General features: G+C 70.5%; 25 protein-coding genes and 1 pseudogene. 13 read left to right on the forward strand and 13 right to left on the reverse strand.

Translation table 11 applies throughout. The annotated features are described in order from the left end of the window. Window positions 1-34: 34 nt before the first annotated feature. Window positions 35-1,381: a hypothetical protein gene (locus VFZ09_RS26965; RefSeq protein WP_329730544.1), complete on the reverse strand. Its 1,347-nt coding sequence runs from the start codon at window positions 1,379-1,381 to the stop codon at window positions 35-37. A gap of 219 nt (window positions 1,382-1,600) precedes the next feature. On the opposite strand from VFZ09_RS26965, the gene VFZ09_RS26970 reads away from it, so the two are divergent. Then, window positions 1,601-2,392, forward strand: a complete 792-nt coding sequence (locus tag VFZ09_RS26970; RefSeq protein WP_329730545.1) for a hypothetical protein — start codon at window positions 1,601-1,603, stop codon at window positions 2,390-2,392. 62 nt (window positions 2,393-2,454) lie between these two features. Further along, window positions 2,455-3,255, forward strand: a complete 801-nt coding sequence (locus tag VFZ09_RS26975) for a type VI immunity family protein (RefSeq protein ID WP_329730546.1) — start codon at window positions 2,455-2,457, stop codon at window positions 3,253-3,255. A gap of 3 nt (window positions 3,256-3,258) precedes the next feature. Here VFZ09_RS26975 and VFZ09_RS26980 read toward each other — a convergent pair whose 3' ends face one another. The 3 genes from VFZ09_RS26980 to VFZ09_RS26990 all read right to left on the reverse strand — a co-directional run bounded on the left by VFZ09_RS26980 (window position 3,259) and on the right by VFZ09_RS26990 (window position 6,500). Beyond that, window positions 3,259-5,112, reverse strand: coding sequence for a serine/threonine protein kinase (locus VFZ09_RS26980; protein WP_329730547.1), 1,854 nt, complete (start codon window positions 5,110-5,112; stop codon window positions 3,259-3,261). After that, a complete protein-coding gene (locus VFZ09_RS26985; protein WP_329730548.1) occupies window positions 5,109-5,942 on the reverse strand; it encodes a DUF2381 family protein in 834 nt (277 codons plus the stop codon). Before VFZ09_RS26985 ends, VFZ09_RS26980 begins: the two co-directional genes overlap by 4 nt. Before the next feature lie 216 nt (window positions 5,943-6,158). Then, entirely contained in the window at window positions 6,159-6,500 is a 342-nt protein-coding gene (locus tag VFZ09_RS26990; RefSeq protein WP_329730549.1) for a TraR/DksA family transcriptional regulator, read from the reverse strand. A gap of 250 nt (window positions 6,501-6,750) precedes the next feature. On the opposite strand from VFZ09_RS26990, the gene VFZ09_RS26995 reads away from it, so the two are divergent. Next, window positions 6,751-7,563 carry a YwiC-like family protein gene (locus VFZ09_RS26995; protein ID WP_329730550.1) on the forward strand — a complete coding sequence of 271 codons (813 nt, stop codon included), beginning with the start codon at window positions 6,751-6,753 and terminating at the stop codon, window positions 7,561-7,563. A 34-nt stretch (window positions 7,564-7,597) separates the two neighbouring features. Here VFZ09_RS26995 and VFZ09_RS27000 read toward each other — a convergent pair whose 3' ends face one another. Beyond that, window positions 7,598-8,281, reverse strand: coding sequence for an START domain-containing protein (locus tag VFZ09_RS27000; RefSeq protein ID WP_329730551.1), 684 nt, complete (start codon window positions 8,279-8,281; stop codon window positions 7,598-7,600). A gap of 113 nt (window positions 8,282-8,394) precedes the next feature. Here VFZ09_RS27000 and VFZ09_RS27005 point away from each other — a divergent pair, with 113 nt between their 5' ends. Beyond that, a complete protein-coding gene (locus VFZ09_RS27005) occupies window positions 8,395-9,894 on the forward strand; it encodes an HAD-IG family 5'-nucleotidase (RefSeq protein WP_329730552.1) in 1,500 nt (499 codons plus the stop codon). Between the two features lie 78 nt (window positions 9,895-9,972). On the opposite strand, the gene VFZ09_RS27010 is transcribed toward VFZ09_RS27005, so the two are convergent. Further along, window positions 9,973-10,428, reverse strand: a complete 456-nt coding sequence (locus tag VFZ09_RS27010; RefSeq protein ID WP_329730553.1) for a DUF2267 domain-containing protein — start codon at window positions 10,426-10,428, stop codon at window positions 9,973-9,975. Window positions 10,429-10,627: 199 nt separating this feature from the next. Here VFZ09_RS27010 and VFZ09_RS27015 point away from each other — a divergent pair, with 199 nt between their 5' ends. The 4 genes from VFZ09_RS27015 to VFZ09_RS27030 all read left to right on the forward strand — a co-directional run bounded on the left by VFZ09_RS27015 (window position 10,628) and on the right by VFZ09_RS27030 (window position 13,006). Beyond that, window positions 10,628-11,146 carry a hypothetical protein gene (locus tag VFZ09_RS27015; protein WP_329730554.1) on the forward strand — a complete coding sequence of 173 codons (519 nt, stop codon included), beginning with the start codon at window positions 10,628-10,630 and terminating at the stop codon, window positions 11,144-11,146. Between the two features lie 221 nt (window positions 11,147-11,367). Beyond that, on the forward strand, window positions 11,368-12,036 hold the full coding sequence (locus VFZ09_RS27020; protein WP_329730555.1) for a hypothetical protein: 669 nt from the start codon (window positions 11,368-11,370) through the stop codon (window positions 12,034-12,036). Window positions 12,037-12,124: 88 nt separating this feature from the next. Beyond that, window positions 12,125-12,403 carry a hypothetical protein gene (locus VFZ09_RS27025; RefSeq protein ID WP_329730556.1) on the forward strand — a complete coding sequence of 93 codons (279 nt, stop codon included), beginning with the start codon at window positions 12,125-12,127 and terminating at the stop codon, window positions 12,401-12,403. Between the two features lie 99 nt (window positions 12,404-12,502). Then, window positions 12,503-13,006, forward strand: coding sequence for a hypothetical protein (locus VFZ09_RS27030; RefSeq protein WP_329730582.1), 504 nt, complete (start codon window positions 12,503-12,505; stop codon window positions 13,004-13,006). Window positions 13,007-13,498: 492 nt separating this feature from the next. Here VFZ09_RS27030 and VFZ09_RS27035 read toward each other — a convergent pair. From VFZ09_RS27035 to VFZ09_RS27055, 5 genes and pseudogenes are all read right to left on the reverse strand, one after another. Further along, window positions 13,499-14,215 (reverse strand): annotated as a pseudogene (locus VFZ09_RS27035) (S1 family peptidase); the annotation flags it as partial. Between the two features lie 115 nt (window positions 14,216-14,330). Then, window positions 14,331-14,897: a hypothetical protein gene (locus VFZ09_RS27040; RefSeq protein WP_329730557.1), complete on the reverse strand. Its 567-nt coding sequence runs from the start codon at window positions 14,895-14,897 to the stop codon at window positions 14,331-14,333. A 15-nt stretch (window positions 14,898-14,912) separates the two neighbouring features. Further along, entirely contained in the window at window positions 14,913-15,296 is a 384-nt protein-coding gene (locus tag VFZ09_RS27045; protein WP_329730558.1) for a hypothetical protein, read from the reverse strand. Next, entirely contained in the window at window positions 15,296-16,189 is an 894-nt protein-coding gene (locus VFZ09_RS27050) for a hypothetical protein (protein WP_329730559.1), read from the reverse strand. The genes VFZ09_RS27045 and VFZ09_RS27050 overlap by 1 nt, the downstream gene beginning before the upstream one ends. 100 nt (window positions 16,190-16,289) lie before the next feature. Continuing rightward, the gene (locus VFZ09_RS27055; protein ID WP_329730560.1) at window positions 16,290-17,117 is read right to left on the reverse strand and encodes a CheR family methyltransferase; all 828 of its coding nucleotides are present in this window, start codon (window positions 17,115-17,117) and stop codon (window positions 16,290-16,292) included. Window positions 17,118-17,372: 255 nt separating this feature from the next. On the opposite strand from VFZ09_RS27055, the gene VFZ09_RS27060 reads away from it, so the two are divergent. Then, the gene (locus VFZ09_RS27060) at window positions 17,373-18,728 is read left to right on the forward strand and encodes a hypothetical protein (RefSeq protein WP_329730561.1); all 1,356 of its coding nucleotides are present in this window, start codon (window positions 17,373-17,375) and stop codon (window positions 18,726-18,728) included. Between the two features lie 14 nt (window positions 18,729-18,742). Here the strand turns inward: VFZ09_RS27060 and VFZ09_RS27065 are convergent, their stop codons facing one another. Together VFZ09_RS27065 and VFZ09_RS27070 are read right to left on the reverse strand one after the other, a co-directional pair. Beyond that, the gene (locus VFZ09_RS27065; protein ID WP_329730562.1) at window positions 18,743-19,570 is read right to left on the reverse strand and encodes a type VI immunity family protein; all 828 of its coding nucleotides are present in this window, start codon (window positions 19,568-19,570) and stop codon (window positions 18,743-18,745) included. Window positions 19,571-19,650: 80 nt separating this feature from the next. After that, window positions 19,651-20,463, reverse strand: coding sequence for a hypothetical protein (locus VFZ09_RS27070; RefSeq protein ID WP_329730563.1), 813 nt, complete (start codon window positions 20,461-20,463; stop codon window positions 19,651-19,653). 217 nt (window positions 20,464-20,680) lie between these two features. On the opposite strand from VFZ09_RS27070, the gene VFZ09_RS27075 reads away from it, so the two are divergent. The 4 genes from VFZ09_RS27075 to VFZ09_RS27090 all read left to right on the forward strand — a co-directional run bounded on the left by VFZ09_RS27075 (window position 20,681) and on the right by VFZ09_RS27090 (window position 25,716). Next, window positions 20,681-22,372, forward strand: coding sequence for a DUF1592 domain-containing protein (locus VFZ09_RS27075; protein WP_329730564.1), 1,692 nt, complete (start codon window positions 20,681-20,683; stop codon window positions 22,370-22,372). Beyond that, entirely contained in the window at window positions 22,369-23,703 is a 1,335-nt protein-coding gene (locus tag VFZ09_RS27080; protein WP_329730565.1) for a DUF1552 domain-containing protein, read from the forward strand. Before VFZ09_RS27075 ends, VFZ09_RS27080 begins: the two co-directional genes overlap by 4 nt. Before the next feature lie 112 nt (window positions 23,704-23,815). Continuing rightward, window positions 23,816-24,793, forward strand: a complete 978-nt coding sequence (locus VFZ09_RS27085; protein ID WP_329730566.1) for an alpha/beta hydrolase — start codon at window positions 23,816-23,818, stop codon at window positions 24,791-24,793. Continuing rightward, window positions 24,793-25,716: a hypothetical protein gene (locus tag VFZ09_RS27090; protein ID WP_329730567.1), complete on the forward strand. Its 924-nt coding sequence runs from the start codon at window positions 24,793-24,795 to the stop codon at window positions 25,714-25,716. Before VFZ09_RS27085 ends, VFZ09_RS27090 begins: the two co-directional genes overlap by 1 nt. The last annotated feature ends 21 nt before the right edge of the window (window positions 25,717-25,737 follow it).

Below are 25,737 nucleotides of genomic sequence, written 5' to 3' on the forward strand. Positions count from 1 at the left end.
TGCATGCCTCCCGGAATGGTGCTGTCCAGGCTCGTCAAGGGAACAGGAGGATGACTTTACCATCCTTGATGGCGATCACCTGTTTGAGGCCAGGAATGGGCCAATCCAATAGTTGCTTCTTCATCGCATCGATCGTCACGGTGCTGTCATCGAGGTTCAGGATGATCCTGTCGGCTTGTCCCCTCTCTACCTTTTCCTTCTTGATGCGCCCGGCGATGTTGCGTGCGCTCGATGTGGAGGGAGCCATGCAGTCCGCGTACTCTCCGTCGATCTTGTAATCAGGTTCCTTGCCATTGCGTCTGGGAGTGGGGTTCTGATCCACGTGGTAGCCGTTGTCCGCGAGCACTCGTGCGGATTCATTCTCACGCGTGATTCCCCTCCTGGTTTCATCATCGGCTTTCGGGCCAGGCCGAGAGGGCCGCCCGGAGAGGCTGCCCTGCTTGAGTGGAGCGCCACCGCCAGGCCCCATGGCACTGGAGGCCACCGCCGTGGGCGCCAGTCCCACCACCCACTCCCTGGACCCCAGCACCACCGTCCGCACCTGCCCCGCCGCCTCCAGGCTCACCCTTGTGCGCGCCGGAGAAGCCAGGGCCGCCTGACGGAATCCAGGCAACCCTGGCCCCCTCCCCACGAAGCCCGTCTGTCCCCCGATGGCCGCTGTCGCCAGCAGGAGGAACACGCGCATGCCGTTCTCTCCCAGCACCCGGCCGAAACGCTGGCCCGCCCGCTTCACCTCCTCCAGCGTCGTGGCGCGCTCGGACTCCTCCAACAACCGCCACCCAGCCTCGACCATGGCCCATACCGGCCCCAGGCCCAGGTACGCCACCAGGTACACCGTGAGCACCGCCGCCAGTCCCTTCGTCACCGGCTCGGGCATCATCAGCGTCAGCAACCAGGTGCTCATCGCCGTGTACACCATGACCTTGAAGGCCACCGGGTCGATGAGCTCTCCGAGGGGAACGCTCGCTCCTTCCCACACGCTGTCCATCGCGAACGAGAGTGCCAGCCGCATGCGCTCCAGCGACGCCAGAGGCGGCGCCTTCTCCGGCAGCACGAGGCATCCCTCCTCCGGCTCCGAGGACGAACACTGCCTGCGCAACATCTGCTGGAGCACATCCCGTTCCCCACCCCACGAGGCGAACACCACCCGGCCTTCACGCCGTGGCACGGAGAGCATCAGCGGTGTGTGCAGCACGAGGTCCGTCATGGCCGCGACGAACTCCTCCTGGCGAACCTGCACCGGCGGAGGCTCGGCGGCCGCGGGCGTGTAGACGATGGGGGGGCCCTCGCCCGTGTCCAGACGAACCCTGGGCCCACTCACACAGCCCGCCACCCAGGGCACGAGCAACAACAACGCGAGCCTGCTCCATCGAGCGCACACGTGCGCCTCCTCATGCCTCATGGGTTGGGAGCATGAGGTACGCCGCCATGAAGCGCCACGGACGGGCGCGGACCGGCCGGGCGGGCCGCACCATTTCACGCGCGGACGCTTGGGGGACCCGCCTGCGTGGGATACGAAGGACTCCCCGGAGAGAGCCGATGCAGACGACGAACGACATCGTCCAGAAGCTGGGAAATGAACACCAGGAGAACCGGATTCATGCACCGTTGGAACCCCTCGCTTCGACGGGCGGTGCTCGCCCTGAGCGCCCTGCTCATGGGCTGCGGCTCGGCGGGCTACGCCGTCGACTCGGCCACGAGCGCCTGCCAGCAGAACCCCCAGTATTGCGCCCTGGTGGCCGGCGAGGAGACCGTGGTGCCCACCGCCATCCGCGGTGGTGCCGAAGTGGCCTCCGTGGCGGCCACGCTCCGGGTACTGGCTCCCGAGACACGCTCCAGCATCGAGCAGGCCCTGGTGGAGTGCGTCGAGTGGGCCCACGGCGAGGTCAACCGTCAGCGCTTCGGCGGACAGAGCCCTTCACGCGAGCAATGCCGGGAAGAACTGCCCGGAGCCGACCCGTGTGGGAAGAAGGTGACCCGGGCCATGCAACTGGGCACCGAGAAGCACGCCCTGGCCCGCCAGTGCGTGGAGCAAAAGCTGAACGCACGAATACCGGGACGCTTCAGCCTGGATCAACGCTACCGGTACGACCCCCGGACAGGGCAAAGGCAGCTGATCAGCCGTGAGGAAGCGCGCACCCTTCTTCAGCAGGGATGCGGCGAAGAACTCAAAGGAACGATCGTGCCAGACGTGGTCATCCACACAGGCAATCCGCTCGAAGTCCTGGCTGTCTACGACTTCAAGTTCCCCTGCCCCATCAGCAACCCTCCGGATTGGAGAGAGTACGCCAATGGCTCCCTTCAAGGAGATACCTATCGCCAGATTCTCGGAGTAGGTCCTGACCTCGTTGCCCCCATATGGAAGATCATCCGATGGACGATCACCCGATAATCAGAATCCACGCGGAGCATGGTGCGCTCGTGCTGCGCGATGGCTTGAATATCTGTTTCTACATGCGCCACTCTCATGAAGAGCTGGCTCGAGGTATCAGGTGCGCCCTGGAAAAGTACCTGCGCGCGGTGGGCCCCCAGGCACTCGGCTGGTACGTGGACTCGGAAGGCGACTGGCAGGAGTTGGACGATCAGGGCTGGCGGGTCATCCAGGACAAACTGGGGGAGTCTGGTGGAGGCGTCGTCCGGCTGCACGAACGACCCGATGCCGTCAGTGGGTACAGTGTCGAGTACCGGGGCAGAAGGCTCGAGGGCAACGCTCCTGGCCTCGTTTGTGGAGTGGCCTTCTGGCTTCCCACGGAGTACCTCCATGAGCATGGCCCGGGACGGGTCCGCGAGCTTGCCTTGGAACTGGGCACCCAGCTGCCCTTCAACTCCGGCCACGCGGGGCTCGCCTTCCACTTCCTGTACCTTCCCCCGGACTTCAAGGCGCTGGCCTCGCGCTACCCCGGGATGGATGCCCTCGAGCTGGGTGTGACCACCGAGGAGCTGGGCACACGCGTGCGAGGTGCGCACTGGCTGACCTTCCTGGGCCAGCCGGTGCTCGGCGAGCTGGGGAGCGCGGCCGGACTGCGCTCCCGCCTCTCCTCTCCGGACATCACCGTCCAGGAGATGGAAGGAGACCGGGCCGTCGTCACGCTCGGCCCCTGTCCCGAGGCCGGTGACACCGAGCGGGCCCAGCACCTCCCCCTCTACCGCGAGCTGGCGCGCGTGCTGGAGCCCTGGCGCCATCACACGCCCTACCGCTGGAGGGATTTCTCCGAGGAGGAGATGCACCGCTGGGAGCACCGCTTCCTCGACTGAGCCTCAGCGCCAGCCCGGCGGCGCCCAGTTGATGCGGGGCATGAAGTAGCCCTCCGGCCCCCGCAGCACCGTCTCGAAGCGTGGATCATTGAGCACCACGCTCCCCGGGCTCTTGTCGATCATCTCCGGGTCCACATCGTTCCCCTCGATGGGCAGCTTCGCGTACGTCGGGATGCCGTACTGGTGGATGCCATCCACGGCCACGCCACAGATGGGCAACGGCTCGCCCTCCGGCGGGTGGATGCGATCGAACTGGATGTACACCCGGTGGGGCAGCGTCACCGCCTCGCCGGAGATCTTGAACCACACCTCCTTGCCATCCACCAAGCCGAGCATGCTGGCGGTGACGGGACCCGGCTTGAGGTTGAGCGCGCCACCGTCCTCGATGGTGCGTTCCGAGGCCGGAGTCCCCGTCTCCAGGAAGGAGGGCTGCTCATCGGGCTCGATGCCCAACCGCACGGGGGTGGCACGGGCCTCGGGAGGACACCGCTCCAGGTAGCCGATGGGGTCGGGCCGCGCGGGGACGGTGGCGCACCCGGCGAGCTGCGTGGCGGACAGGCCCAGCAGCCCGAGCATCCGGCACACGCGCGAGGACGCCCACGCCGGGGAGGAGTCACTGGAAGTCTCGGAGGGGAAAGTGGAGGGCACGGAGTGCGTTCCTTTCTCGGAGGGCGCCGGGGCGGAATGCACCCCGCGCCAGAGCATCCACCCTACCCCGAGCAGCCCCACCAGCAGCGCCAGAGTGCTGAGCACCCGGCGCCGTCTCGTCCCCCCGGATGGCGAGCCCGCGCCGGAAGCGGGCTCGACGGGAGCCGGCTCGACGGGAGCCGGCTCGACGGCAGCCGGCTCGGGTGCGGGTGCCACCTCCTCCACCTCGCTCAGCAGCTCCATCCCCGCGGGCACCTCGTGCGCCCACGGGCACTCCGAGGGCAGTCTGGCCGGAGCCTGCCACACGGCGGTGTGCCCCTCCTCGTCCCGCATCCGCAGCAGCTCCTCGCGCACGGCCCAGGCGCTCGCGGGGCGCTCCCCGGGATTCTTCGCCAGCAGCCGCATGACGAGCGTGCACAGGCCCGCGGGGAGCCCGGGATCGAACGTCCGGGGATCCGGAGGCATCGCGGTGCCGATGGCGATCAGCAGCTGCTCCAGCGACAGCCGGGTGCTGAAGGGACGGCAGTTGGTGAGCGTCTCGTAGAGCAACAGGCCCACCGCATACAGGTCCGCCGCGGGCCGGGCCTCCAGACGGGAGCCGGGCTCAAACGCCTCGGACACCAGGAAGACCACGGCCTCGGGAGGCTGGCAGTAGAGCGTGCCCGGTGCCAACCCCTCCGTGAGCGCGCGGGCCCACGGCAGGTGCACCGAGCCGAAGTCGATGAGGAAGGGCTTGCCATCCTCCTGGCGCACCAGGAGGTTGTCCGCCTTGATATCGCGGTGGCACACCCCGCGGACATGCAGCGTCTCCAGGGCCTCCAGGTACTCGCACGTCAGGCCCACCGCCCGATAGAGCGAGGCACGCTCACGCCAACGCCAGACATGGAACGTGCTGCCCTGGACATAGGGCGTGACGAAGTAGCCGTAGCCCGTCTCCACCTCGGGCCACCGGCCCCACTCGAGCACCGGCAGCAGGTGGGTGTGATGCAGCAGCTCCAGCGAGGTCACCTCGCGGCGCATCCAGTCATCCACCCGGTCCGCGTCCTTGCGTGACACGGGCCGGGCCGCCACCTTCATGAAGTACTGCTGGCCCCCGCGCTCCACCAGGAAGGCGAAGGAGAAGCCCCCGGCGCCCAGCCAGCGGACGATCCGGAAGTCCCGGACCATCTCGCCCTCGCGCAGCTGGTGGGGGTGCAGGGGTGTGCTCATGGCCGCGATGACTCCTCTTGCTGGACCAGCGGACGGAAGGGCCCGGGCGCGTCCTCGCCATCCAGCGCCAGCTCCACCTCCGAGGCACCGTCCGGAAGCTGGCCGGTCACGATGTGACGTTGGGGCTTCGGGCCCGCCGCCCCCGAGAGCAGCCGCGCGGGCCACTCCAGCAGGACACCGTCCGGGAGCGTCACCCGCAGCCGCGCCTGCACCAGCCGCCAGGGGGGAGCACCCTTCTGGCGGCCACGCACGGACACGGTGACGAAGAAGCGCCGCCCCAGCCAGAGCACGGAGGAGACCTGTCCGCGCGATTCCCGTGATTCGTACTGCACCCCCTGCTGGGGAATGGCGAGCGCGGGGCGCGCGTCCGGCGCGTCGAGCAGGCTCCGGGCCACGAGCTCCACGCCCTCCTCATCGGCGGAAGCCTGGGCGTGCACCACGCGCACCCGCACGTCCACCGTGCCGGGCCGGGTGACGAGCACGAAGCGCAGGGGCTCGGCGCCGGCTGGCGTGGCCACGGTGAAGAGCACCCGCTCGCCCGGGGCGAGGTCCCCGGTGGGCACGAGCAGCACCGAGCCATCCCCCATGCGGCCGAGCTGGATGCGCCCCTCCTCCCGCACGAGCACCGGGTCCTCGGGCCGAGGCGGTGCATCGAACAACACGAGCGTGGGCACGCCAGCCGCCACGTACAGCTCCGGCGGAGGCACCTGCCCGGGCCGCGAGGGGACGACGAGTGTGCGCCGCTGGAGCACTGGCCCTCCCGCCCGCGTGGAGGCCGTGGCCGGCAGGGAGAGCAGGACGGACAGGAGGAACCAGGCTCCAGGGCGCACTGGGACAACCTACGTGGCGAGTGCCCTTCGAGGCAAGCGAAAACCCACTTGCGCGGTCATCTCGTCCGGGGTGACTCCGGAGATGGCGTCCGCTGCCTTTCCAACGAAGGAGCCCGGCCCGCGTTTGACGTCATGCCCGGAGCTTCCGGATGTCCGGCGCCGCTCCCACGGCGACAGTGCCCACGACTCCCTGACGGCGACGAGCGGGGCCGGAGCTCAGCGGCCCACCTGCTCGCTGCACGCCATGCAGTGCCGCGCCTCGGGGACGGCCCGCAGCCGGTGCCGGCCAATGGCCCCGCCGCAACGCGCGCAGTGCCCGAACCGGCCCTGCTCGATGCGCACCAGCGCGTCGTCGATGTCCCTCAGCTCCCGCTCCTCCCGCTCCGACAGCCGCGCCCGGACCTCCTCCGCGCTCTCCTCGCCCGCCTCGTCCACCGGGTCCGGCTCCCGCCCGCTCCGCTGCCCAACGGCCTCTGTCAGGTTGAGCCGCAGCAGACCTCGCAGGCTGCTCCGTCGCTGCATCAACGCGGTCCGTGCCTCGTCCATCAACGTGTCCATGGCGCTTCCCCACTTCTCGGGCACACCCCAGCGACCTGGCGGCCAGTGGTTCCTGCCCGTTTCAGGAACCGTGCCTCCCGCCGCCGTCCCCGCAAACCCGGATTCCGCGCGCAAGCTTTGCGGCCCCAATCACTTCCTGTGCACCCCTTGCGCAGGCGGGCTCCCCACTCCTCCCGATCGCCCGCTGGAACACACCTTGCTCCGGGTGTGGGCGACTTCACCCGGCTCCCCGCCCGATCGAGGACACGCGATGGCTTCTCTCTCCACCCACCCCACCCCGGGCTCGCTCCTCCAGGGACTCCTCCCCCGTGAGCACGGTGTCTGGTTCCAGCTCGGCCTGCCCCTGGCCACCGCCCTCTTCGTCTCCGGCGCGCCCGCGGGCGCCCTCTGGCTGTCCGGGGCCGCGCTCGCCTGCCTGCTCGCCCATGAGCCGTTGCTGTTGCTGCTCGGCCACCGGGGCGCGCGCCGCGGCGAGCGGGAGGGAGCCCGCGCCCGGACGTGGGGTCTGCTGGTGGGAGCCTTCGGTGCACTGGCCTTCGTGCTCGGCGCCCTGTCCCTGCCCGCCGAGGCCCGGCCCTACCTCATGCTGCCCCTCATCCTCGGCGGCGAGGTGCTCCTGCTCGCCTGGAACCGGCAGGAGCGCACCCTCTCGGGCGAGGTGCTCGCCGCGCTCGCGCTCAGCGCCTGGGCGGTGCCCGTCGCCATGGCCGGAGGCCTGCCCGCCTCCACCGCGCTGACGCTCTGGGGCACCTACGGACTGTCCTTCGGGCTGGCCACCCTGGCCGTGCGCACCGTCATCGCCAGCCACCGGCCCCACGCGCACCGCGAGCGGCTGCGGTGCACGGGCTCGGCCCTGGTGGCCGCCGTCCTCGCCACCGCGGTCCTCTGGGCGCTCGCCTCCGGGCTCCCCCCCCTGCGCGTCCTGGCGTTGCTGCCCGTGGGCCTCGTGGCGCTCGGCCTGTGCGTGGCCCTGCCCTCTCCCCGCAAGCTGCACGCCATCGGCTGGACGCTGGGCGTGGCCGGCACCCTCACCCTCGTGCTGCTCGGGGTGGGGCTGTCCTGAGGCGCCTCTGTCCTGAGTCCGACGTCCTGATTCCCTACAAGGGCCGGGGAGAGCCGCCCGTGCCGCCCGTCGCCGTCTGACTCGCCGCGACACGCGCCGAGGCCAGCTTGCGCGCCCGCTTCTCCACCGCGTGCACCGTGTCCATCACCGCGTCCTTCTGGCCGAACCCCGCCAGGAAGCCGGGGATGGAGCCCCCGGTCTCCACCGTGAAGCGGTAGACGAAGTGCGCCTTGCCCTCGCCGCGCGGGGTGATGACCCAGCTGCCCTCGTTGCGCCGCAGCCGCACCACGCCCTTCTGTTCCGGCAGCGCCTGGTTGTCCGCGGCCCACGTCTGGCGGAACGTGCCCGTCCCATCCTCCTCCAGCAGCTGCTCGTCCACCACGCGCACCACGTAGTCCCGGTTGGAGATGACGGGCAGCTCCAGCTTCGTGTACGTGACGCGCGTTCCCTCGGGCCCCGTCGACAGCACCCGCGACTCCGTCACATAGGGCATCCACTGCCGGAAGCTCTCATGGTCCCGGAGCACCGACTGGACGTCCTGCACCCCGGCATCCATCACGCCTTCCGCCCAGACTTCCCGGCAGCCGGGAATGTCCGCCCGTTCGCGGACCCGGATGGTCACCTCGCCGTCGGCGACCTGCTCCCACCCGTCCTCGGCCCCCGCCCCCCCCGCCACCAACGCCACCACCAGCACCGCGAGCCCAGGCAGACCCCGCATGTTCGACTCCCCTCACTGAGCGGCGGGTCCTGGCCAGCTCCCCGCCCTCCACCAACGCCCACACCGCCAGAAGTATCGACTTTTGGCACCGGCCAGGGCACGAACGTAGGCATATGACCGGGAACCTGACAGCCCCCCCACCCGAGCGCGGGCTCTTCTGTAATCGCACCCTCAACATGAGGGCCATCAAAGCCATCGGCTATGACATGGATTACACGCTCATCCATTACAAAGTGGAGGCGTGGGAACAAAGGGCCTACGAGCACATGCGCGATCGGCTCGTGGCGCAAGGCTGGCCCGTGGGCCACCTCACGTTCGATCCGATGCTGGCCATGCGCGGCCTCATCATCGACACCGAGAAGGGCAACCTCCTCAAGGCCAACCGCTTCGGCTTCGTGAAGAAGGCGCTGCACGGCACCCGGCCCATGGACTTCGAGGCCCAGCGCAACGAGTACGCCCGCACCATCATCGACCTGTCCGAGCGGCGCTGGGTTTTTCTCAATACCTTGTTCTCACTTTCCGAGGCGTGTCTGTACTGCCAGGTGGTGGACCTGCTGGATGCCGGCAAGCTCCCCGGCCCCATGGGCTACACGGACGTCTACGAGCACGTGCGCCGCAGCCTGGATGCCACGCACATGGAGGGCGCGCTCAAGGCGGAGATCATCGCCGACCCGGGCCGCTACGTGCTGGCCGAGCCGGACACGGCCCTGGCGCTGCTCGACCAGAAGAACGCGGGCAAGAAGCTGCTGCTCATCACCAACAGCGAGTGGGCCTACACGCTGCCCATGATGCACGCGGCGTTCGATCCGTTCCTCAGGGGGATGACGTGGCGCGAGCTGTTCGACGTGGTCATCGTCAGCGCGCGCAAGCCCGAGTTCTTCACCACGCGCTCCTCGCTCTTCGAGGTGGTGACGGCGCAGGGACAGGAGGGGCTGCTGCGCCCGCACTCGGGGCCGCTCAAGCCGGGAGTGCCGTACTTCGGCGGCAGCGCCACGGAGGTGGAGCGCTCGCTGGGCATGAGCGGGGATGAGATCCTCTATGTGGGCGACCACATGTTCGGCGACGTGCACGTCACCAAGAACGTGCTGCGCTGGCGCACCGCGCTCGTCATCCGCGAGCTCGAGGATGAGATCCGCGCCATCAGCGCCTTCCGGGCCACCGAGGCGCGGCTCGCCGAGCGCATGCAGCACAAGGAGCGGATGGAGGCCGAGGCCTGCCAGGTGCGGCTGGAGTTGCAGCGGCGGCGGATGGGCTACGGCCCGCGCGAGCCCTCGCCCCCGGACGAGCAGCTCCACGCGCGCGCCGCCGAGCTGCGCCTGCAACTGGAGGCGCTCGACGCGGAGCTGGGTCCCATGGCGCGCGCCGCCAGCGAGCTGTCCAACCCCATCTGGGGTCTGCTGACGCGGGCGGGCAACGACAAGAGCCACCTGGCGCGCCAGGTGGAGCGCTACGCGGACATCTACACGTCGCGGGTGAGCAACTTCCTCTTCGCCACGCCCTTCGTCTACCTGCGCAGCCCGCGCGGCAGCCTCCCGCACGACCCGACCACGCCGGGCGGCACGCCCGTCTTCCCCCCGGCCACCTCCGCGGGAGGCGACACGGGCACGCCCTGAGGGTCCGGCCGCGACCGGGAGCAACGGGTCTGATGGTCGGACCCGTTGGTCCGCCGCGCGGCCGGCAGGTGCCCTTCGCTACTGCGTGCGCCGCCAGAGGTCCTGCAGATCCGGCGGCAGGTTGCTCTCCACGTCGTGGGCCTCGCCCTCCGAGATGTGCTCGCGCAGGCCCAGGAACACGGCGCGGACGATCGTCTCCACCTCGGAGACGTCCTTGCTCAGGTCCTCCGCCACCACCCGCAGGAAGTCGTCCCGCGTCCGGCCATACTTCCGCGCCGGCTTCTGCCCATCCTCCCTGGGCAGGAACTCCAGCAGCTTGCGCGGCAGCTGCGCCTCCAGGTCCCTCGCCTCCTCCGGCTGGATGCGGTGCAGCAACGCGTTGATGACCGACACCGCCGCACATTCCACCACCCCCGCCTCCAACTTGCCGACCTCGGCCAGGTGCTTGATGAAGGCGGCATAGCTGCGGCCGAGGTGGGATTCGTGTCGCTTCTCACTGCGGCTCATGGGTCCGCCGGTGGGCGTATCGGCCATGTCGCTCTCCTCTGGAGTGTCGTTTCCTGGAAGGTGGGCACGGGTGGGGGGCTGGCGAGAGCGGCCGATCAGGAAGGAGCTTCCGGGGACCCGGGCAGAGGGGACGGACTGGCTCGGGGAGGGCCGGGAGGCAGGGGAGCGGCCGGGCGACCTGGCCGATCAGCAGGCCGTGTCAGACCCCCCTAGTATGAGTAGAGCCGTGAGCCACTCGACCACCAACGGCGCGTTGCGAGTCCTTGAGCAGGGCAACCTTCTCGACGGGGCGGACCTGATGCCTGTCCAGAGCGGAAGCGGGCGGAAGAAGCGGGCTCGCAAGCCGGCGGCGCCGCCCAAGAAGCTGGGGTTCGTCGCGGCGCTGGCGCTGGTGGTGGAGCACGGGCGGCAGCTGGCGAAGGAGGTGGGCAAGACGGCGCTGTCGCGCTGCCCCCGCTGCGGCCACATCGGCCCCACCGAGCAGGACTTCGGCACGCGCATCATCCGCGGCGAGCGCCGGCCCCAGTCCTGGTGCCGCAACTGCCGCAAGGTGCACCTGCCGCCCCTCAAGGCCCTGCCCAACCTCTCGGGCCGCGCCGTGAAGGCCACCCTGGTGGAGACGGCCAACGAGAAGCCCACCAGGTCCAAGCGCTCCGCCGCCCGCCCGGCCGCGGCTCCCGCGCCCCGCGAGGGTCTGCTGTTCTCCATCGACGAGCTCTCGAAGGGCACGCGCCGCACTTCCTGAGCCCCTTTCCTGAGCCCCTTCCCGAGTCTCCCTCCCGTCCCGCGAGCGGCCGATCAGCGCCCTGATCCGCGCCCCGCTGAGATGACGGTGCCGTCCGCCGGGCCCATTCCTCTCCTTGCGGAGGAGGGAGAGCACCATGGCGGTTCGAGCGCGACGGCGGGTGAGCCCCTGCGCGCAACAAATCCGAGACGGGCGCGATTCGCGGACTATGCTGGGTGCGAATGAGCGACGCGCTGTTCTCCTCGGAGTTCGAACCGGCCGACACCCACTACCTGTGGCGGCTGTGGTTCGCGGACCTTCTGGACCTGGCCACCTCGGCGTTGCTGGGTTGGGGGGCGCTGCGGGCGCTGGACGTGGACCGGACGCCCCGGGCGCTCGTGGTGGCGGGCGTGGTGACGTGGCTCGTCATGTCGCTGGCGGGTGGGCTGAGCGGGTGGACGCTGTGGCGAGGCGTCCTGGGCCTGCGGCTGGTGACGGATGGGAGCGCGCCGGGCCCGGTGCGCGGCCTCGTGCGGGCCGTGCTCGTCCCGGTGGACCTGGTCATCTCGCCCTTCGTGCAGCGGCGCTACGGCGATCGCCTCCAGAAGGTGCAGCCGGAGGCCGTGCCCCCGTTCTCCAAGAAGTGGCAGCGCGGCCTGGGCTGGCAGGGCTTCTGGCTGGTGATGGTGTTCGCCTCGGTGTGGTTCGCGGTGATGCCCACGAAGCGCGAGGCGCTCGGCTACCTGAAGAAGCTGGACGGGTGGAAATGCTGCAACGCGAAGACGCCGCCCTCGGCCTTCAAGTGCTCCACCTCGGTGTCGCGCGCGCTGAGCGAGGCGGAGGACGGGGACGCGCAGGCCCAGGCCATCGTGAAGGACTGCCCGCGGGCCGCGGCCGAGATGGGGCGCTGAGCCAGCGGGCGCCCGTCATGGGCAGAAGCCAGCGGGGGGATGGAAAACCCGCCCGGGCGTCCTTACCTCCGATGCAGGAGGCCACTCTATGGCAGTCAGGACCCGGGAAGCAGGCGTCAAGAACAAGAGGCGGGTGACGAGCGTCGACGAGTCGTTGCCCAACCGGCAGGCCCCAGGCGTCAGCCGGGGCAAGAAGACGGTGCCGCGCGACCAGGCCGCGGCCCTTCGCCGGCAGAAGCTGCTGCGCAAGGCCACCCCCGGCCCCGCCATGACGGAGCCGGTGGGGCTCGGACCCGCCACCACCGAAGTGCGGCCCGGCAAGAGGACCGTCACCCGGCGCAAGACGAAGCGCGGGAACGCCCTGTAGCGCTCTCGCATCCACCGACAACCCAGACACCCCAGTGATGGACCGGCCTCCCCTGGCCGTTCGGCCGGCCATCCCTACCTCCATGTGGGGGGAGAACCCATGCCAGAGAAGACCCAGCAGTCACGTGCCAGACGCGCCAAGGCCAAGGGCACCACCCTGACGGTGAAGGCCTCGGACATCGGTGACGTCCCCGCCGGCAAGAGCGCCCACGCCCTCAAGAAGAGCGGTGGCATCGTCGGCCGCACGAAGACGACCGAGCGCTCCGTCAGCCGGCGCCGTCCGCCCGGCGAGGGCAAGACGGCCCAGAGCCTCAAGCTGCCCCTGCCCGAGACGGGCAGCACCACCTCGCGCCGCCGGACGATTCCGGACGAGGCCGCCGCCCAGTACCGCCACGGCCCGCACCGCAAGACGGTCGCCACCGAGTCCGCCGCCGCCTACCGCCGCGAGGAGCGTCCGAAGAATCCCCGCAACGAGGCCAAGCAGCGCCAGGAGACGCGCGCCAAGCGCGGCTCGCCCGTGCAGGGCCGCAAGAAGGCCCCGAGCGAAATGGACATCACCCACAGCGGCGGCCCGCGCAAGCGCCTGCCCCTCCACGGCGGCTGAGCCCCCGGCCCCTCCTGACGGGCCTCCCCGGCGCGAGCGCGTGGCGAGCAGCAGCCACGCACTCAGCCCCCAGGGCCAGGGGCTCGCGCCCGGCGCTCCCGTGCAACCGCTCGCCTCCTCGGGGAGCGGTGCCGGAGCACACGGCGTGAAGCAGCGGCACGCATCCTCGCCCTCCGGCTCCAGGCGCGCGCAGATGCTGCCCGCTCCGCATTGCGCATCCCCGGCACAGACGGCGCCGTAGTTGCCCTCCTGCAACGCAGGCTGCAGGCAGCGCGCCGCTCCTCCCTCCGCCACCGTCTCGCACGCGAGCCCCGCAGGGCACTCCTCGGAGCTCGTACAGGTGGCGGCACAGAGGGACTCGAGGGGTAGTTCCGGTCCCCACGGCTCCGGGTGCCTCGCGAGAAAGGGTTGGATGAAGTCCTCGAGCAGCGCGTCCACCCGGACGTTGAAGGCCTCCTCGCGGCAGGCCACGTCTCCACTCGCGGTGACGCCCACGAGGCGCTCGCGCCCCTCCGCGTCTCGCACCAGCACCGGCCCTCCGCTGTCTCCCACGCAGCTCATGGACGGCGCGGGCCCCGCTCGGAAGCCGCCCGCCTCGACCTTCGTCAGGAGCAGTGTTCCCTGGCGGCGCTGGCCCGCGGGGGCACTCGCGTTCTTCGTGTCTCCAAAGCCCACCACCCGCGCGGACTGGCCCGGCTCCAACGGAGACGTCCCGGGCTCGGGCAGGAGGAGCGGGGATTCGTCCACGGGCTTCGCCAGGCGCAGCAGCGCCGCGTCGTTGGCGTGGCTCGTTCGCTCGTAGCCCGGGTGGCGTACCGCCTGCCCGACCCGGACGAAGCGGCCTCCCGGCTCGGGCTCGGGCAGCAGCTTCGCCCCGAGGAAGACCTCGTAGGCTCCGTCCGTCCCGAAGATCTCCAGGCAGTGCGCCGCCGTCAGCACCACGTCTGGCGCGATCAGCGCTCCCGTGCACAGCAGTGTGAGTGGTTCTCCCGTACAGCGCGCACGCCTCGCCAACAGTGCCACCACCGCCATGTCATCCGGGGCCTCGGTCCCCGAGACCACTGCGTCCGCTCGGGTCGTGGGCGGGGGCGGCGTCGGGACACAGGCTCCGAGCATCCACAGCGCGAGGCACAGAACCACTCGGGTCCTGCGCAGACCCTCACCCCAGCCCTCTCCCAGAGGGAGAGGGTGCTCGCAACCCGGGTTCATCCGATACCCTCACCCCGTCCCTCTCCCGAAGGGAGAGGGGATGTGTCCGGAGCGGTGCTCACGGCTTCACTCGCCGCGCTCCGCATCACTCGCGGCTCACGGCTTCATGCTCGGCTTACTGCGCCGCGCGCTCCTGGCTCGCCTGCCCCGCCAGCGCCGCCGTCTGCTTGTTCAGCATCTCCAGCCTCGCCCGATGACGCGACAGCTGCACCGCCAGACGCTTCGCCTCCTCCTTGTCCCCGTTCGCCTCCGCCGCCGCCCTCTCCTCCTCCAGCCGCTCCACGTTCCGCGCCATCAGCTCCGAGATGCGCACCAGCTTCCCGTGCTTCCACTCCGCCGTCTGCGGCTTCTCCGGCTCGATCGGGTCGTTCCGCTGCGGCGGCGCGTTCTCCACCTCCGGCTCCGGCACAACATCCCCAGGACCCAGCGGCACCACCGTCGCGCTCCGCCCCTCCGACGCCACCACGTCCGGCTCGGACTTCGCCGGCCCGGCCCGCTGCGTCCGCACCGCCCCAGGCGTGGACACGGCCGTGGACCCGGCGGCGGGAGACCCCGTCGGAGCAGGCGACGTCCCGGCCGGGGCCGAGGCCACCGGCCCGCTCAACAGGAAGTGCACCACCACCGCGGCCCCCAACAGCAGGGCCGCGCCGAGAGGTAGAAGGAAACGGGACCGGTTGTTCATCGCTCGTCCATTCTCTCACAGGCTCAGCTTCCAGCCCTCCGGGTGCTTCTCCACGCGCAGCAGCATCGGTTGCTCGCGGACCTGGCCGTCCCGCGCCACCCGCGCCCGCACCACCACCGCGTTCGAGTCCCGTCCGTCCACCCGGGCGTCCAGCACCTCCACCAGCGAGAGGCCGTGCTCGTTCATCTCGTCCACCGTCTGGCGGCAGTCCTCGCCCGCCTTGCCGCTCAGCAGGGGGCCGAGCACCGCGCAGTCCCTCGAGGGCAGCGCCTCGAAGAAGCGCTGCACCGTGGCCCGCGCGGCCTCGGTCTTCCGGGACTCCGAGTGACAACCGAGAGCGGCCACCAGGCCCAGCAACACGGCGCCCAGCACCGCCCTCTCGTTCACCTGGCGCATCATCAGTAGCAGTTCGGCGCGAACAGCTCGTCGTCGCTGGCCGAGGCGAACTGGTCGTCGCAGTAGGCGCTCGCCAGCGCGTGGCCGTTGCGCACGCAGCCGTCGTGGTTGGTCGCGTCCAGCGTGTACTGGGTGTCGCCACCGCAGCCACCACCGCAGCGGCCGAAGCAGATGCCAATCACCTTCGGGCGGCTCCAGTGGTCCGGCTCGCCGCACACCCACGAGCCACCGCTCATGTAGTACTCGTCGCCGCTGCACGAGAAGTGGTCACCGAGCTGGGCGATCTGCTGGTTGCCCGTGTAGTCGAAGCCGCCGTGCTGGCAGTCGTGCTTCGCGTACGAGTACCAGTTGTAGTAACCGCCGCAGCTGCCCGTCCAGGTGCCGTTGCACTTCGCGTAGCTGCACAGCATGGTGTAGCCACGGCCCTGCTCGCCCATCACCGTGCGCTGCAGCTCCACCGTGGTGGGGTGCTGGGACCAGAGGCTCACCGCGCGCCGCAGGGACATGGCCTCGGGCGCCGCCGCGTCACCCGTGGGCAGCTGCGCGTTGAGCGCCGCGTACAGGCCCGACAGCACCTCGCGGTCCCCGTCCAGCATCTGCGTGTCCTGGCCCGTCTCCGCGCCAAAGCCGTCCAGGTCCGACACGCCATTCACCGTGTCCACCAGGCCCGTCAGCGTCATGCCGTTCTGCCGCACTTCAATCCGGTACACGCCCTCCTCCACCTGCTTCGCGGAGAAGAGGGCCTCGGTGCCCGCCTGCGTGAAGCGGCCGGTCACCCCACCCGACTCCTGCTTCAGCTCCAGGCCGTCCGCCGCCTGCGCCGGCTCCTCCGGGCGCGTGCCGCCACCACAGCCCAACAGCATCACCGCCGCGACTGCTCCCAACACTTTACGCATGAGGCTCGCATCCTTCCCGCACCGGGGCTTACCGGATCCGCAGAAAATGAGAGACTCTCGCGATTAACGGATTTGTTCACTTCCATCAAGTCGGGACGCGTCAAGGGCGCGGGCCGGTGGGGTGGAAGAGGGGCAGCGCCCCCGCGGCGCGCACGAGGCCCTGGGCCTCCTCGGGAAGGGACTCGTGGGCGCCAATCGCGAGCACCCCGCCGGGCACCAGCCGCTCCACCAGCCGCGCCAGCACCTCGCGCTGCACGGGCCGGGCGAAGTAGGTGAAGGCCACGTTGCGGCACAGCACCAGGTGGAAGGGGCCCTCGGGCATGCCCTGGCGCAGGTCCTGGCAACGGAACTCCAGCCCCTCGCGGTACTCGGGCCGCAGACACAGCTCCCCGCCCTCGGAGGTGAAGGCCTGCTCCACCCACCCGGAGGGCAGCTCGCGCAGCGTGGCGCGCCGGTAGCAACCCCGGCGGGCCCGCTCCAGCAGCGAGGCGTCCGCGTCCGTGGCCACCAGCTCCAGGCGGAAGTCCGGGAAGCGCGGCCGCAACCCCAGCCGGAAGAGGACGGCCACCGTGTACGGCTCCTCCCCCGAGGCACACCCCGCGCTCCACACCCGGAAGACGGACTCGCCCCGGGACCGTGCGGCCTCCAATATCCGGGGCAGCAACGGTTCCCGCAGCGCCTCGAAGACGCCCGGGTCCCGGTAGAAGCGCGAGATGGTGACGCGGCACAGCGCATCCAGCACGGCCCGCTCGGCCGGGTCCGCCTCCAGCCGCGCGAGGTAGGCGGCGAGCCCCGGCACCCCCAGCGCCTTCATCCGCCGGCCCACGCGCTTGCACACCTGCCCGCGCACGCGGCGGAAGCCCTCGTAGCGCAGTTGCAAGTGCAACGCGGCCCACCGGAGCAATTCCAGACACTCGGCATCCGTCACACGGCACCTCCCGCGCCCCGCGGCTCCCGCCATTTCATCACCGGCGCTCCGCAACCCATACATGGCGCGACGGCACGGCGCGCGGCTTCTCGAAAACTGGAAGCGGTGTGGCGGCCAGGGTTGTTGAAGGCCAGACGGGCGAGATGTCCTCTTGGACAAGAGGCTCGAACGCTCGGCCGTCCTCACCGTTGAGACCTGGGCGGGCAACCCCCACCTTGGCCCGAGAGCGCCGGCGAAGACCGGCAGGAGGCAGTCATGGCCGGAACCCTGAAGCGAGCCGACCCGCGATCCATCCTCTTGCTGACGATGGCCGTGCTCGCGGGCTGCGGAGCCGGCGAGGGGTGGAGGACGGAGGACCCCGAGGGCCAGGAGCACCCGCGCCGGGCCGTCGGAGGCGAGACGCAGTGGGTGCACACGGTGCACAGCGCGGCGGAGACGGACGCGCCCGTGGCCGCCGTCCACGACTCGCGGGGCAACGTCCTCACCCTGGGCAACCACCGCACCCCCGTGGACTCCGGAGGGGGCCTGTCCGCGGGCGCCTCCGCCCTGGTGCTCTCCAAATACTCGCTGCAGGGCAAGCTGTTGTGGACGCGGCTGCTCACCGCGCCCGCGGGCACGGGCACCCCATTCGTGCGGGGACTGGCCCTCGCCGTCGAGCCCTATGACACGGTGCTCCTCACGGGCGTGCAGAGCGGAGGGCTGGAGCTCGGCGGACGCGTGCTGCCACCCGGGGCCTTCCTGGCGCGGATGGATGGGAACGGAGCACCGATGTGGTCCCGCCCCCTGCCCACCCCCGCCACGGAGCTGGCCGTCAACACGCGGGGCCACATCACCACTGGGGGCACCCTGACGGGCCGGGTGGACTTCGGCCACGGCCCCGTCACCGGCGCCAGCAATCCCTACCTCGTCCAGTACGACGCCCAGGGCACGCTGCGCTGGGTGTACGTCGACTCCGCGCGCGGCGTGTCCATGGACCTCGCGCAGGATGACGCGGGAGACCTGTACCTGGCCGGCGGCCGCTTCGTCCCGCCCTCCCCGCTCCTGGTGCCCTCCCTGTCGCGGGTGTCCGCCGAGGGCACGCCGTCCTGGACGCGGCCGCTCGAGGGCGTCACGGGCGTGGCCATGAGCGTGGCGGCCCACGGGGGCCTGGTGGTGGTGTCTGGCTATTTCACGGGGAAGCTCGTCTTCGGGGGCCGGGAGCTCGACGCGCCCACGAGCCGGGGCTTCGCGCTCGCGTATGACCGGGAGGGAGCCGCGCGCTGGGGCTCGCTGCTGGGCAGCACGTGGGGCCTGGTGGAGATGGATCAGGGCTCGGGCGTGGTGGTGGCCGGCCGCTACACGGGAGGCGAGGACTTCGGCCTGGGCCTGGGCACGCTGGAGGGCTATCCGGGCGCGACCAACGTCTACGCGCTGCGGCTCCATCGCCCCACGGGGCAGCTGCAGTGGAGCCACACGTACCCGTCCGCCCAGGCGCTGCCGGTGGACCTGTCCGTGTCGCGCCAGGGAGAGAGCGCCCTCGTGGGCACCTTCCGGGCGCCGGTGGACTTCGGCACCGGCCCGCTGAGCCCCGCGCCGGGCGCCAGCACCTTCCTCGTCCAGTTGGCGCGCTGAGGGCGGAGCGGAGGTCAGTCGAGGAACCGGCGCTCCCAGCGGCGCCGCTCTTCTGGAGTGAAGTCCTTGTCGTACTCGGGCCCTTCGTAGTGCCAGGGCTCCAGCACGCGCGCCAGCTCACGGTAGGCGGGCAACGTGCGGCCCTGCTCGGTGTCACCCGAATCCGGCCATTCTCCGAGCGTCACCACCGCCCGTCCTCCGTCCAGGTCCTGCACCGTGGTTCCCGGCGAGTGCAGCCGCGCACGCAGGGCCTCCACGCCGCCCAGCTCGCCCAACACCGGCTGGCCCAGGAAGGTCAGCCACGAGGGGCCGCGCACCCGCGTGCCGATGTTGTACGAGAAGGACTCCACAGCGGGGATGTCCATGCCCGGGTAGCGGAAGCACCGCTCGCGAATCTCCTCTGTCACACCCACGGCGTCATTCGGGCCCAGGAAGGCCAGGCCTCCGTTGCCGGAACAGAAGGGCAAGGGGGCCGCCAGGTCCAGCGCCAGCGCGCGCACGCACTCTGGGCCGTGCTCCTCCAGGTACTCCGTGGGCAGCCAGAACGAGGCCGCGCACGCGTACTTGTCCGAGCCTCGCCACTTGGGATCGTCAATCCGCCTGCCCTGGTACTCGAAGCGGTACTGCTCCGGCCCCACCGTACAGCCTTCCATCAGGATGACGCGAGGCCAGGGATCTTCCAGCAGATGGCGCCGGATGAACGCCCAGCCCTCCGCATCGAGCTCCTGGCAATCGCCCTCATCGTCCACGTAGAAGGCGAAATGCTCCGCGCCCACAGCGTTCAGATAGGTGTCCATCGAGCGCATCACCGCCCGAGCCATCTGCGTGTGCGGCCGACGCATGTAGAAGTCCAGCCGCAAGCCCTCGTGTATCCAATAGCCTCTGGATTTCGTGCGGAGGCGGATTGTCGGGTAACGCTCGCTCACCAGAACATTCCTTTCCGAGGACCAATCAGGTGGACCTCGGGTCCAAATGCGTCCCGGTATATATCGCCCTGGAGTTGACCTGCGTAACGGTGTCCCTCGGGGTATCTCCTCCACTCGGGCTCCTTCTCGAAGCCCACACAGCGGAACTTGAAGTCGTAGACAACCAGCACCAGGAGCGGGTCCCCCGTGTGGATGACTACATCCGGCTCCAGCGTCCCCTTCAATTGCTCACCCCCCTGCCGCAGCAACTCCGCTTTCTCCTCGGGGGTGATGAGGGACTTCTCCTTCGTCTCCTGGTTGAACCGGTAGCGCGGCTTGAGGCTGAACTTCAGGCGCAGCTCACCCAGCTTCGCCTGTGCGCATGCCAGGGCCACCTCGTGCATCTCCAGTCCCAATCGGATGGCCCACGTCACACTCCGGCCCTGTGCATCCACCGTCATGGCCCTGCACTCGGCCGCCTTGGGAACCAACCCCGCGAAGGTCCCCTTGAGGCGCGACAACACCTCCGTGCGCGCCTTGTCCGCGCACTTCTCCATCTCCTCCTTGAGGGAGGTCTTCATCTCGGGAGTCAGCGCGTGGCCCACCGCAGCGGCGGACGCCACGGCCGCCCCCACCGTCTGCACCGGCCCGGTGGCCACCTCCCGTCCACTCACGGTGGCGCAGTAGAGCGGGTTCTTCAGGCAACTGGCCCGCAGTGAATCGAGCGCATACTGACTCGGGGCTCCACGGCCGTGCGTGCTCGCACAGGCCCCAAGCAGCCAGCAGCCCACGAGCAGCCCTCCCCAACGGCGTACGAAACGGTGCGGCATGTCCTCTCCTTTCGAGGAGCCCATCATGCCGCGAGCCGTGAACGCACGCGCCCCACGGTGACGCGCGCGGCGGCCACGTGGGACACGCCGCTTCCCTCGTCGTCCCATGTCCTACCCACGGCCCCGATGAGTTTCCGACACCCCCCCATCCCTCCAGCACGAATGGAGGGGCTGGTGAGGAAATTGCTCAGGACCTTCCCGATTGAGGAGGTCCGACGTGTCCAAGCAGTCTCCACACGGCTGGCGGAAGGTGCTGGCGGGCTCGGCCTGTGTGCTCCTGCTCGCCGGCTGCCCGAGCAACGAGCTGCCGAAAGCGAAGGTATTACCCCCCACGCAACCCCAGACGGAGCCCCCCGAGTCCGGCAATCCGGCCTGCCAGGGCCCGAGGGATCCCGGCCGCGTCACGCTGCACCGGCTCAACCGCGCCGAGTACGACAACACCGTCCGCGACCTGCTGGGAGACACCACCCGCCCGGCGCGTGACTTCCCCGCCGACGACCACGGCTACGGCTTCGACAACAACGCGGACGTGCTCAGCCTGGGGCCGCTGCTGATGGAGAAGTACTCGGCCGCGGCGGAGAAGCTCGTGGAGGCCGCCTGGCCCCGGATGCGTACCTGCTCGCCCGACCCGGCGGACCCGCGGCCCTGCGCGCGCCTCATCCTGGAGCGCTTCGCCCGCCGCGCCTGGCGCCGGCCCGTCACCCCGGCCGAGGTGGACCGGCTCCTCGCCTTCCTCCCGCTCGCCCGTGCGCGGGGCGATGGCTTCGACGCGGGCATGAAGCTGGCCCTGCGCGCGGTGCTCCTCTCTCCGCACTTCCTCTACCGCGTCGAGCTGGACCCGGACCCGGCCTCCCCGGCGCCACACCCGCTCAACGACCACGAGCTCGCCAGCCGCCTCTCCTACTTCCTGTGGAGCACCCTGCCGGACGAGGCCCTCCTGGCCGCGGCGGACGCGGGGACGCTGCACGACCCCGGCGAGCTGGAGCGCCAGGTGCACCGCATGCTCGCGGACCCGAAGGCCGAGGCCCTGGTGGACAACTTCGCCGGGCAATGGCTGTACACGCGCGCGCTCGACTCGTTCCACCCGGACCCGCTCCTCTACCCCTTCGACGACTCGCTGCGCGAGGCCATGCGCCAGGAGACGCGGCTCGTCTTCCGCGAGTTCCTCCTCGGTGAGCACCCGGTGCGAAACCTGCTGGACGCGGACTTCACCTACGTGGACGACCGGCTCGCCCGGCACTACAGCCTGCCCCCTCCGGGCACCCGCCAGATGACGCGGGTGAGCCTCTCCGAGCACCCGGAGCGCGCGGGCCTGCTGGGACAGGGCTCCATCCTCGCCGTCACCTCGCACCCGGACCGCACCTCTCCGGTGAAGCGCGGCCTCTGGGTGCTCGAGCAACTCCTGTGCAAGGCCCCACCGCCTCCTCCGCCCAACGTGGAGGGCCTGCCGCCGCCGGTGGACCCGCGCATGGGCATCAAGCAGCGCATGGCCCAGCACAGCAGCGACCCGTCGTGCTCGGGCTGCCACAGCATGATGGACCCCATCGGCTACGGGCTGGAGAACTTCAACCCGGTGGGCGCGTGGCGGCAGAAGGAAGAAGTGAGCGGCGCCCCCGTGGACCCGAGCGGCGAGCTGCCCGGAGGCCTCCACTTCAAGGATGGGGTGGAGCTGCGCGCCCTCCTCGAGTCGGACCCGGAGCTGGAGCACTGCATCGCCCGGCACCTGCTCGCCTACGGGCTGGGGCGCGGGCCCACGAGCGCGGACGCCTGCACGCTGGAGGACGTCGCGAGCAAGGCCGGAGCGCACGGGAGCAAGCTGTCGGATCTCATCCTCTCCCTCATCCAGAGCGAGGCCTTCACCCACCGCCGCGGGGAGGCGGAGGGCACGAACGAGGAGGGCTCACGATGAAGAACCCCAAGCTGTCACGGCGGACGCTCCTGCGGGGCCTGGGGGCGCTGATGGCCCTGCCCGTGCTGGAGCAGATGGAGCCTCCCGTGGCCCGGGCGGCGCAACCCGGAGCCACCCCGCGCCGGCTGGCCGTCTTCTACGTGCCCTGCGGCCTCTTCATGCCGAACTTCACGCCGGGCGGGAGCGGGCGCAACTGGACGCTGTCCCCCACGCTGCAACCGCTGGCGCCGGTGAAGAACGACGTGCTGGTGCTCTCCGGCCTGTCACACGAGCCGGGACGGCCGGACGAGTTCGGCCACCACGCGGCGGGCACGGGCGCCTTCCTCTCCTGCGTGAAGGTGGTCAAGACGGACAGCCAGGACGGCATCCGCGCGGGCGTCTCCATGGATCAGCTCGCCGCCAGGGCCCTGCGGCCGTACACGCGCCTGCCCTCGCTGGAGCTGGGCAACGACGGAGGCGACGGAACGGGCGCCTGCGACGCCCACTTCAGCTGCGCCTACGCGCGCAACATCTCCTGGGCGGGGCCCACCAGCCCCCGCGCCAAGGAGACGAACCCGCGGGCCGTGTTCGACCGGCTCTTCTCGGGCTTCGACCCGGACGCGACGCGGGCGCAAATCGAGAAGCGCAAGGCCTACGAGCAGAGCATCCTGGACTTCGTGAACGAGGACGCGCGGGCACTCCAGCAGCGGCTGGGGACGAGGGACCGGCGCAAGCTGGACGAGTACTTCACCAGCGTGCGCGAGCTGGAGCTGCGCGTGGCGGCGCTCGACCAGCAGGGCCCCACGTGCTCGAAGGGCCCCAGGCCCGAGCGGACGGAGGACGTGCGCGAGAAGACGAAGGTGATGTGCGACCTGATGGTGCTCGCCTTCCAGTGCGACCTGACGCGGGTGGCGACCTTCATGCTCGGCAATGCGCGCAGCGACCGGGTGTATGACTTCCTCGGGCTGACGAGCGGCCACCACACGTACTCGCACCACCAGCACCAGCCGGAGAACCACGCGGCGCTCGCGAAGATCGACCGCTGGGAGATGGAGCAGTTCAGCTACCTGCTGCAGCGGATGAAGTCGGTCCAGGAGGGAAATGCGACGCTGCTGGACAACTCCCTGGTGTACTTCGGCAGCGAGGTGGCGGACGGCAACTCGCACGGGCACACGGACATGCCGGTGGTGCTCGCGGGGCGCGGCGGGGGCGCGGTGACGCCCGGACGGCACGTGCGCTACGGCGGAGAGCCCATCGCCAACCTGTTCATCTCCCTGCTGCACTCGGTGGGCGTGGAGGTGAGCCGCTTCGGAGATGACGGCACGGGCCCCCTCGCCCGATTGAAGGAGTGAGCGCTGAACATCCCGGCCGCGCTCTGTCAGGTGATGGCCGTTGCGGGCGCATGGCACTGGCCCCCCGCGCGGGTTGGGTGTTGGCTTCCCCGAGCAGCAGGGGGGAAGCCAGATGCCACGCCGCCAGATGGTCATCCCAGGCACGGGGGGAGTGCTCTACGAGAGCTCCGCGGGAGCACGGGCCGCCACCATCTTCGAGCTGCTCACCCAGGCCGGTGCCGCGCAGCTCCTCCGGTGCAAGCACGGGGTGGATCCCGACGCCCTCGAGCCGCTCGGCAACACGCTCGTCGCCCGCGGGCACATGACGCTCGCCTACGAGCCCTTCGCGCACGCGTTCCCCAAGTGGGACTTCTTCGATTACGACTGGCGGCTCGACATCCGCTACAGCGGCAAGCGCCTCGCCGAGCTCCTCCAGGCCGAGGCCCCACGCGGTGACCGTTGGCGGCTGGTGGCGCACTCGCAGGGAGGGCTCGTCGTCCTGGCGGCGGCCCTGCGCCTCGGCGCCGAGGAGATGGCACGGCTCGTCCAGGGCGTGTGTTTCGTGGGCGTCCCCTTCTTCGGAACGGTGAATGCCCTGGTGGCCCTGCTGGAGGGGACCTTCTTCAAGAGCTCCATCCCGAAGGAGGTGGTGCGCACCTGGCCCGCCATCTACCAGATGCTGCCGCGCTGGAGCGTCACGCGGGACAACTCCAACCGGCCCGAGCTGCTCCTCGACGCCACGTGGATGAACGCCGGGCTGCTGCCCGCGCCCGGTGCGCCCGAGGACCTCTCCCAACACATCGACAGGGGAATGCTCGAGCGGGCGCGAGCGCTGTACCGGGCCACCTCGACCGGCTACTTCGAGCCCCTGCGCAAGCTCGACTTCATCCGCATCGTCCAGGGCAACAACCTGAAGACGGTGTTCCGGCTCCCCCACTTCCCCAGCACGGCGGAGGCCATCACCGTGGAGGGCGACACGCTCGTCCCGGACCAGTTCACCCGCGACCGGCTGCCCTCGTGGGTGCAGGACGAGGCCACCATCCGCCGCATTCCCGCCGCCGAGCACTCGCTGCTGTGCGGTGACGCCAACGTCTTCGGACTCTGCCTCTGATGCGCTCCGCTCCGCTCACCCTGACCGCCATCCTCCTGCTCGCGCTGGCTCCGGCCGCCGCGCAGACTCCACCGGCCGCCGCCGACAGTGACGGGGATGGTGTCCCGGACCTGCCTCCAGGCCAGACGGAGGCACCCGCGTGCCATCCCGGGCAGATGGAGGCGTGCGCGGACAACTGCCCACTCGAGGTGAACCCCGGCCAGGAGGACAGCGACGGGGATGGAGCGGGAGACGCGTGCGACCTCTGCCCGCTCGTCCCGGCGAAGAACGGCGAGCACGCGGACGCGGATGACGATGGCGTGGGGGACGAGTGCGACACCTGCCGTCTGCCCAATCCCCGGGACGAGCGCGGCGAGCAGGCCCCGTGCCCCGAGAAGACAGCCCACTCGGAGTGGAAGGATCCCAACCCGCTCGGCCGCCGGTTGCAGTTCTTCATCCGCCCGCTGGCCCTGGGGTACCGGTACCAGGGGAGCTGGGTCGGCTCGACGGGGCTCGGGCTGCACCTCGGGGGCTCGCTCGGCGAGTGGCGCTTCGACGAGAAGGGCACGGCGTTGAAGGTGCCCGCCTGGTACTGGTCCGCCGGAGTGTATGGCGATTCGGTGAACCTCTTCGCGGCCGAGCACCTGGGCCCCTACGCGGCGCTCGACTTCCGGCCGATGGACTGGGCGCCCTACGCGCGCTCGTGGGCCCGGCATTTCAAGTTCGGCGCCGGAGCGCACCTCTTCTGGTCCAAGCGCGTGGAGGGCGCCGGGAACCGTCCGCTCCAGCTCGGCGTGGGGCCCCGCGTGGGCTTCCTCGACATCCTCTCGGTGATGCCCTTCGCCCAGTTCGATCTCGCCAACGGCGGCGCCTTCTCCTGGGGCGGGATGCTGGTGTTCGACTTCAAGGTGCTCCAGGACCTGGGCGTGCCGCTGGTGAAGTGAGCAAGCCGCTCGCCGGTGAAT

It is taken from the genome of Archangium sp. (assembly GCF_036277355.1).
In the GTDB taxonomy this organism is placed as follows: Bacteria; Myxococcota; Myxococcia; order Myxococcales; family Myxococcaceae; genus Archangium.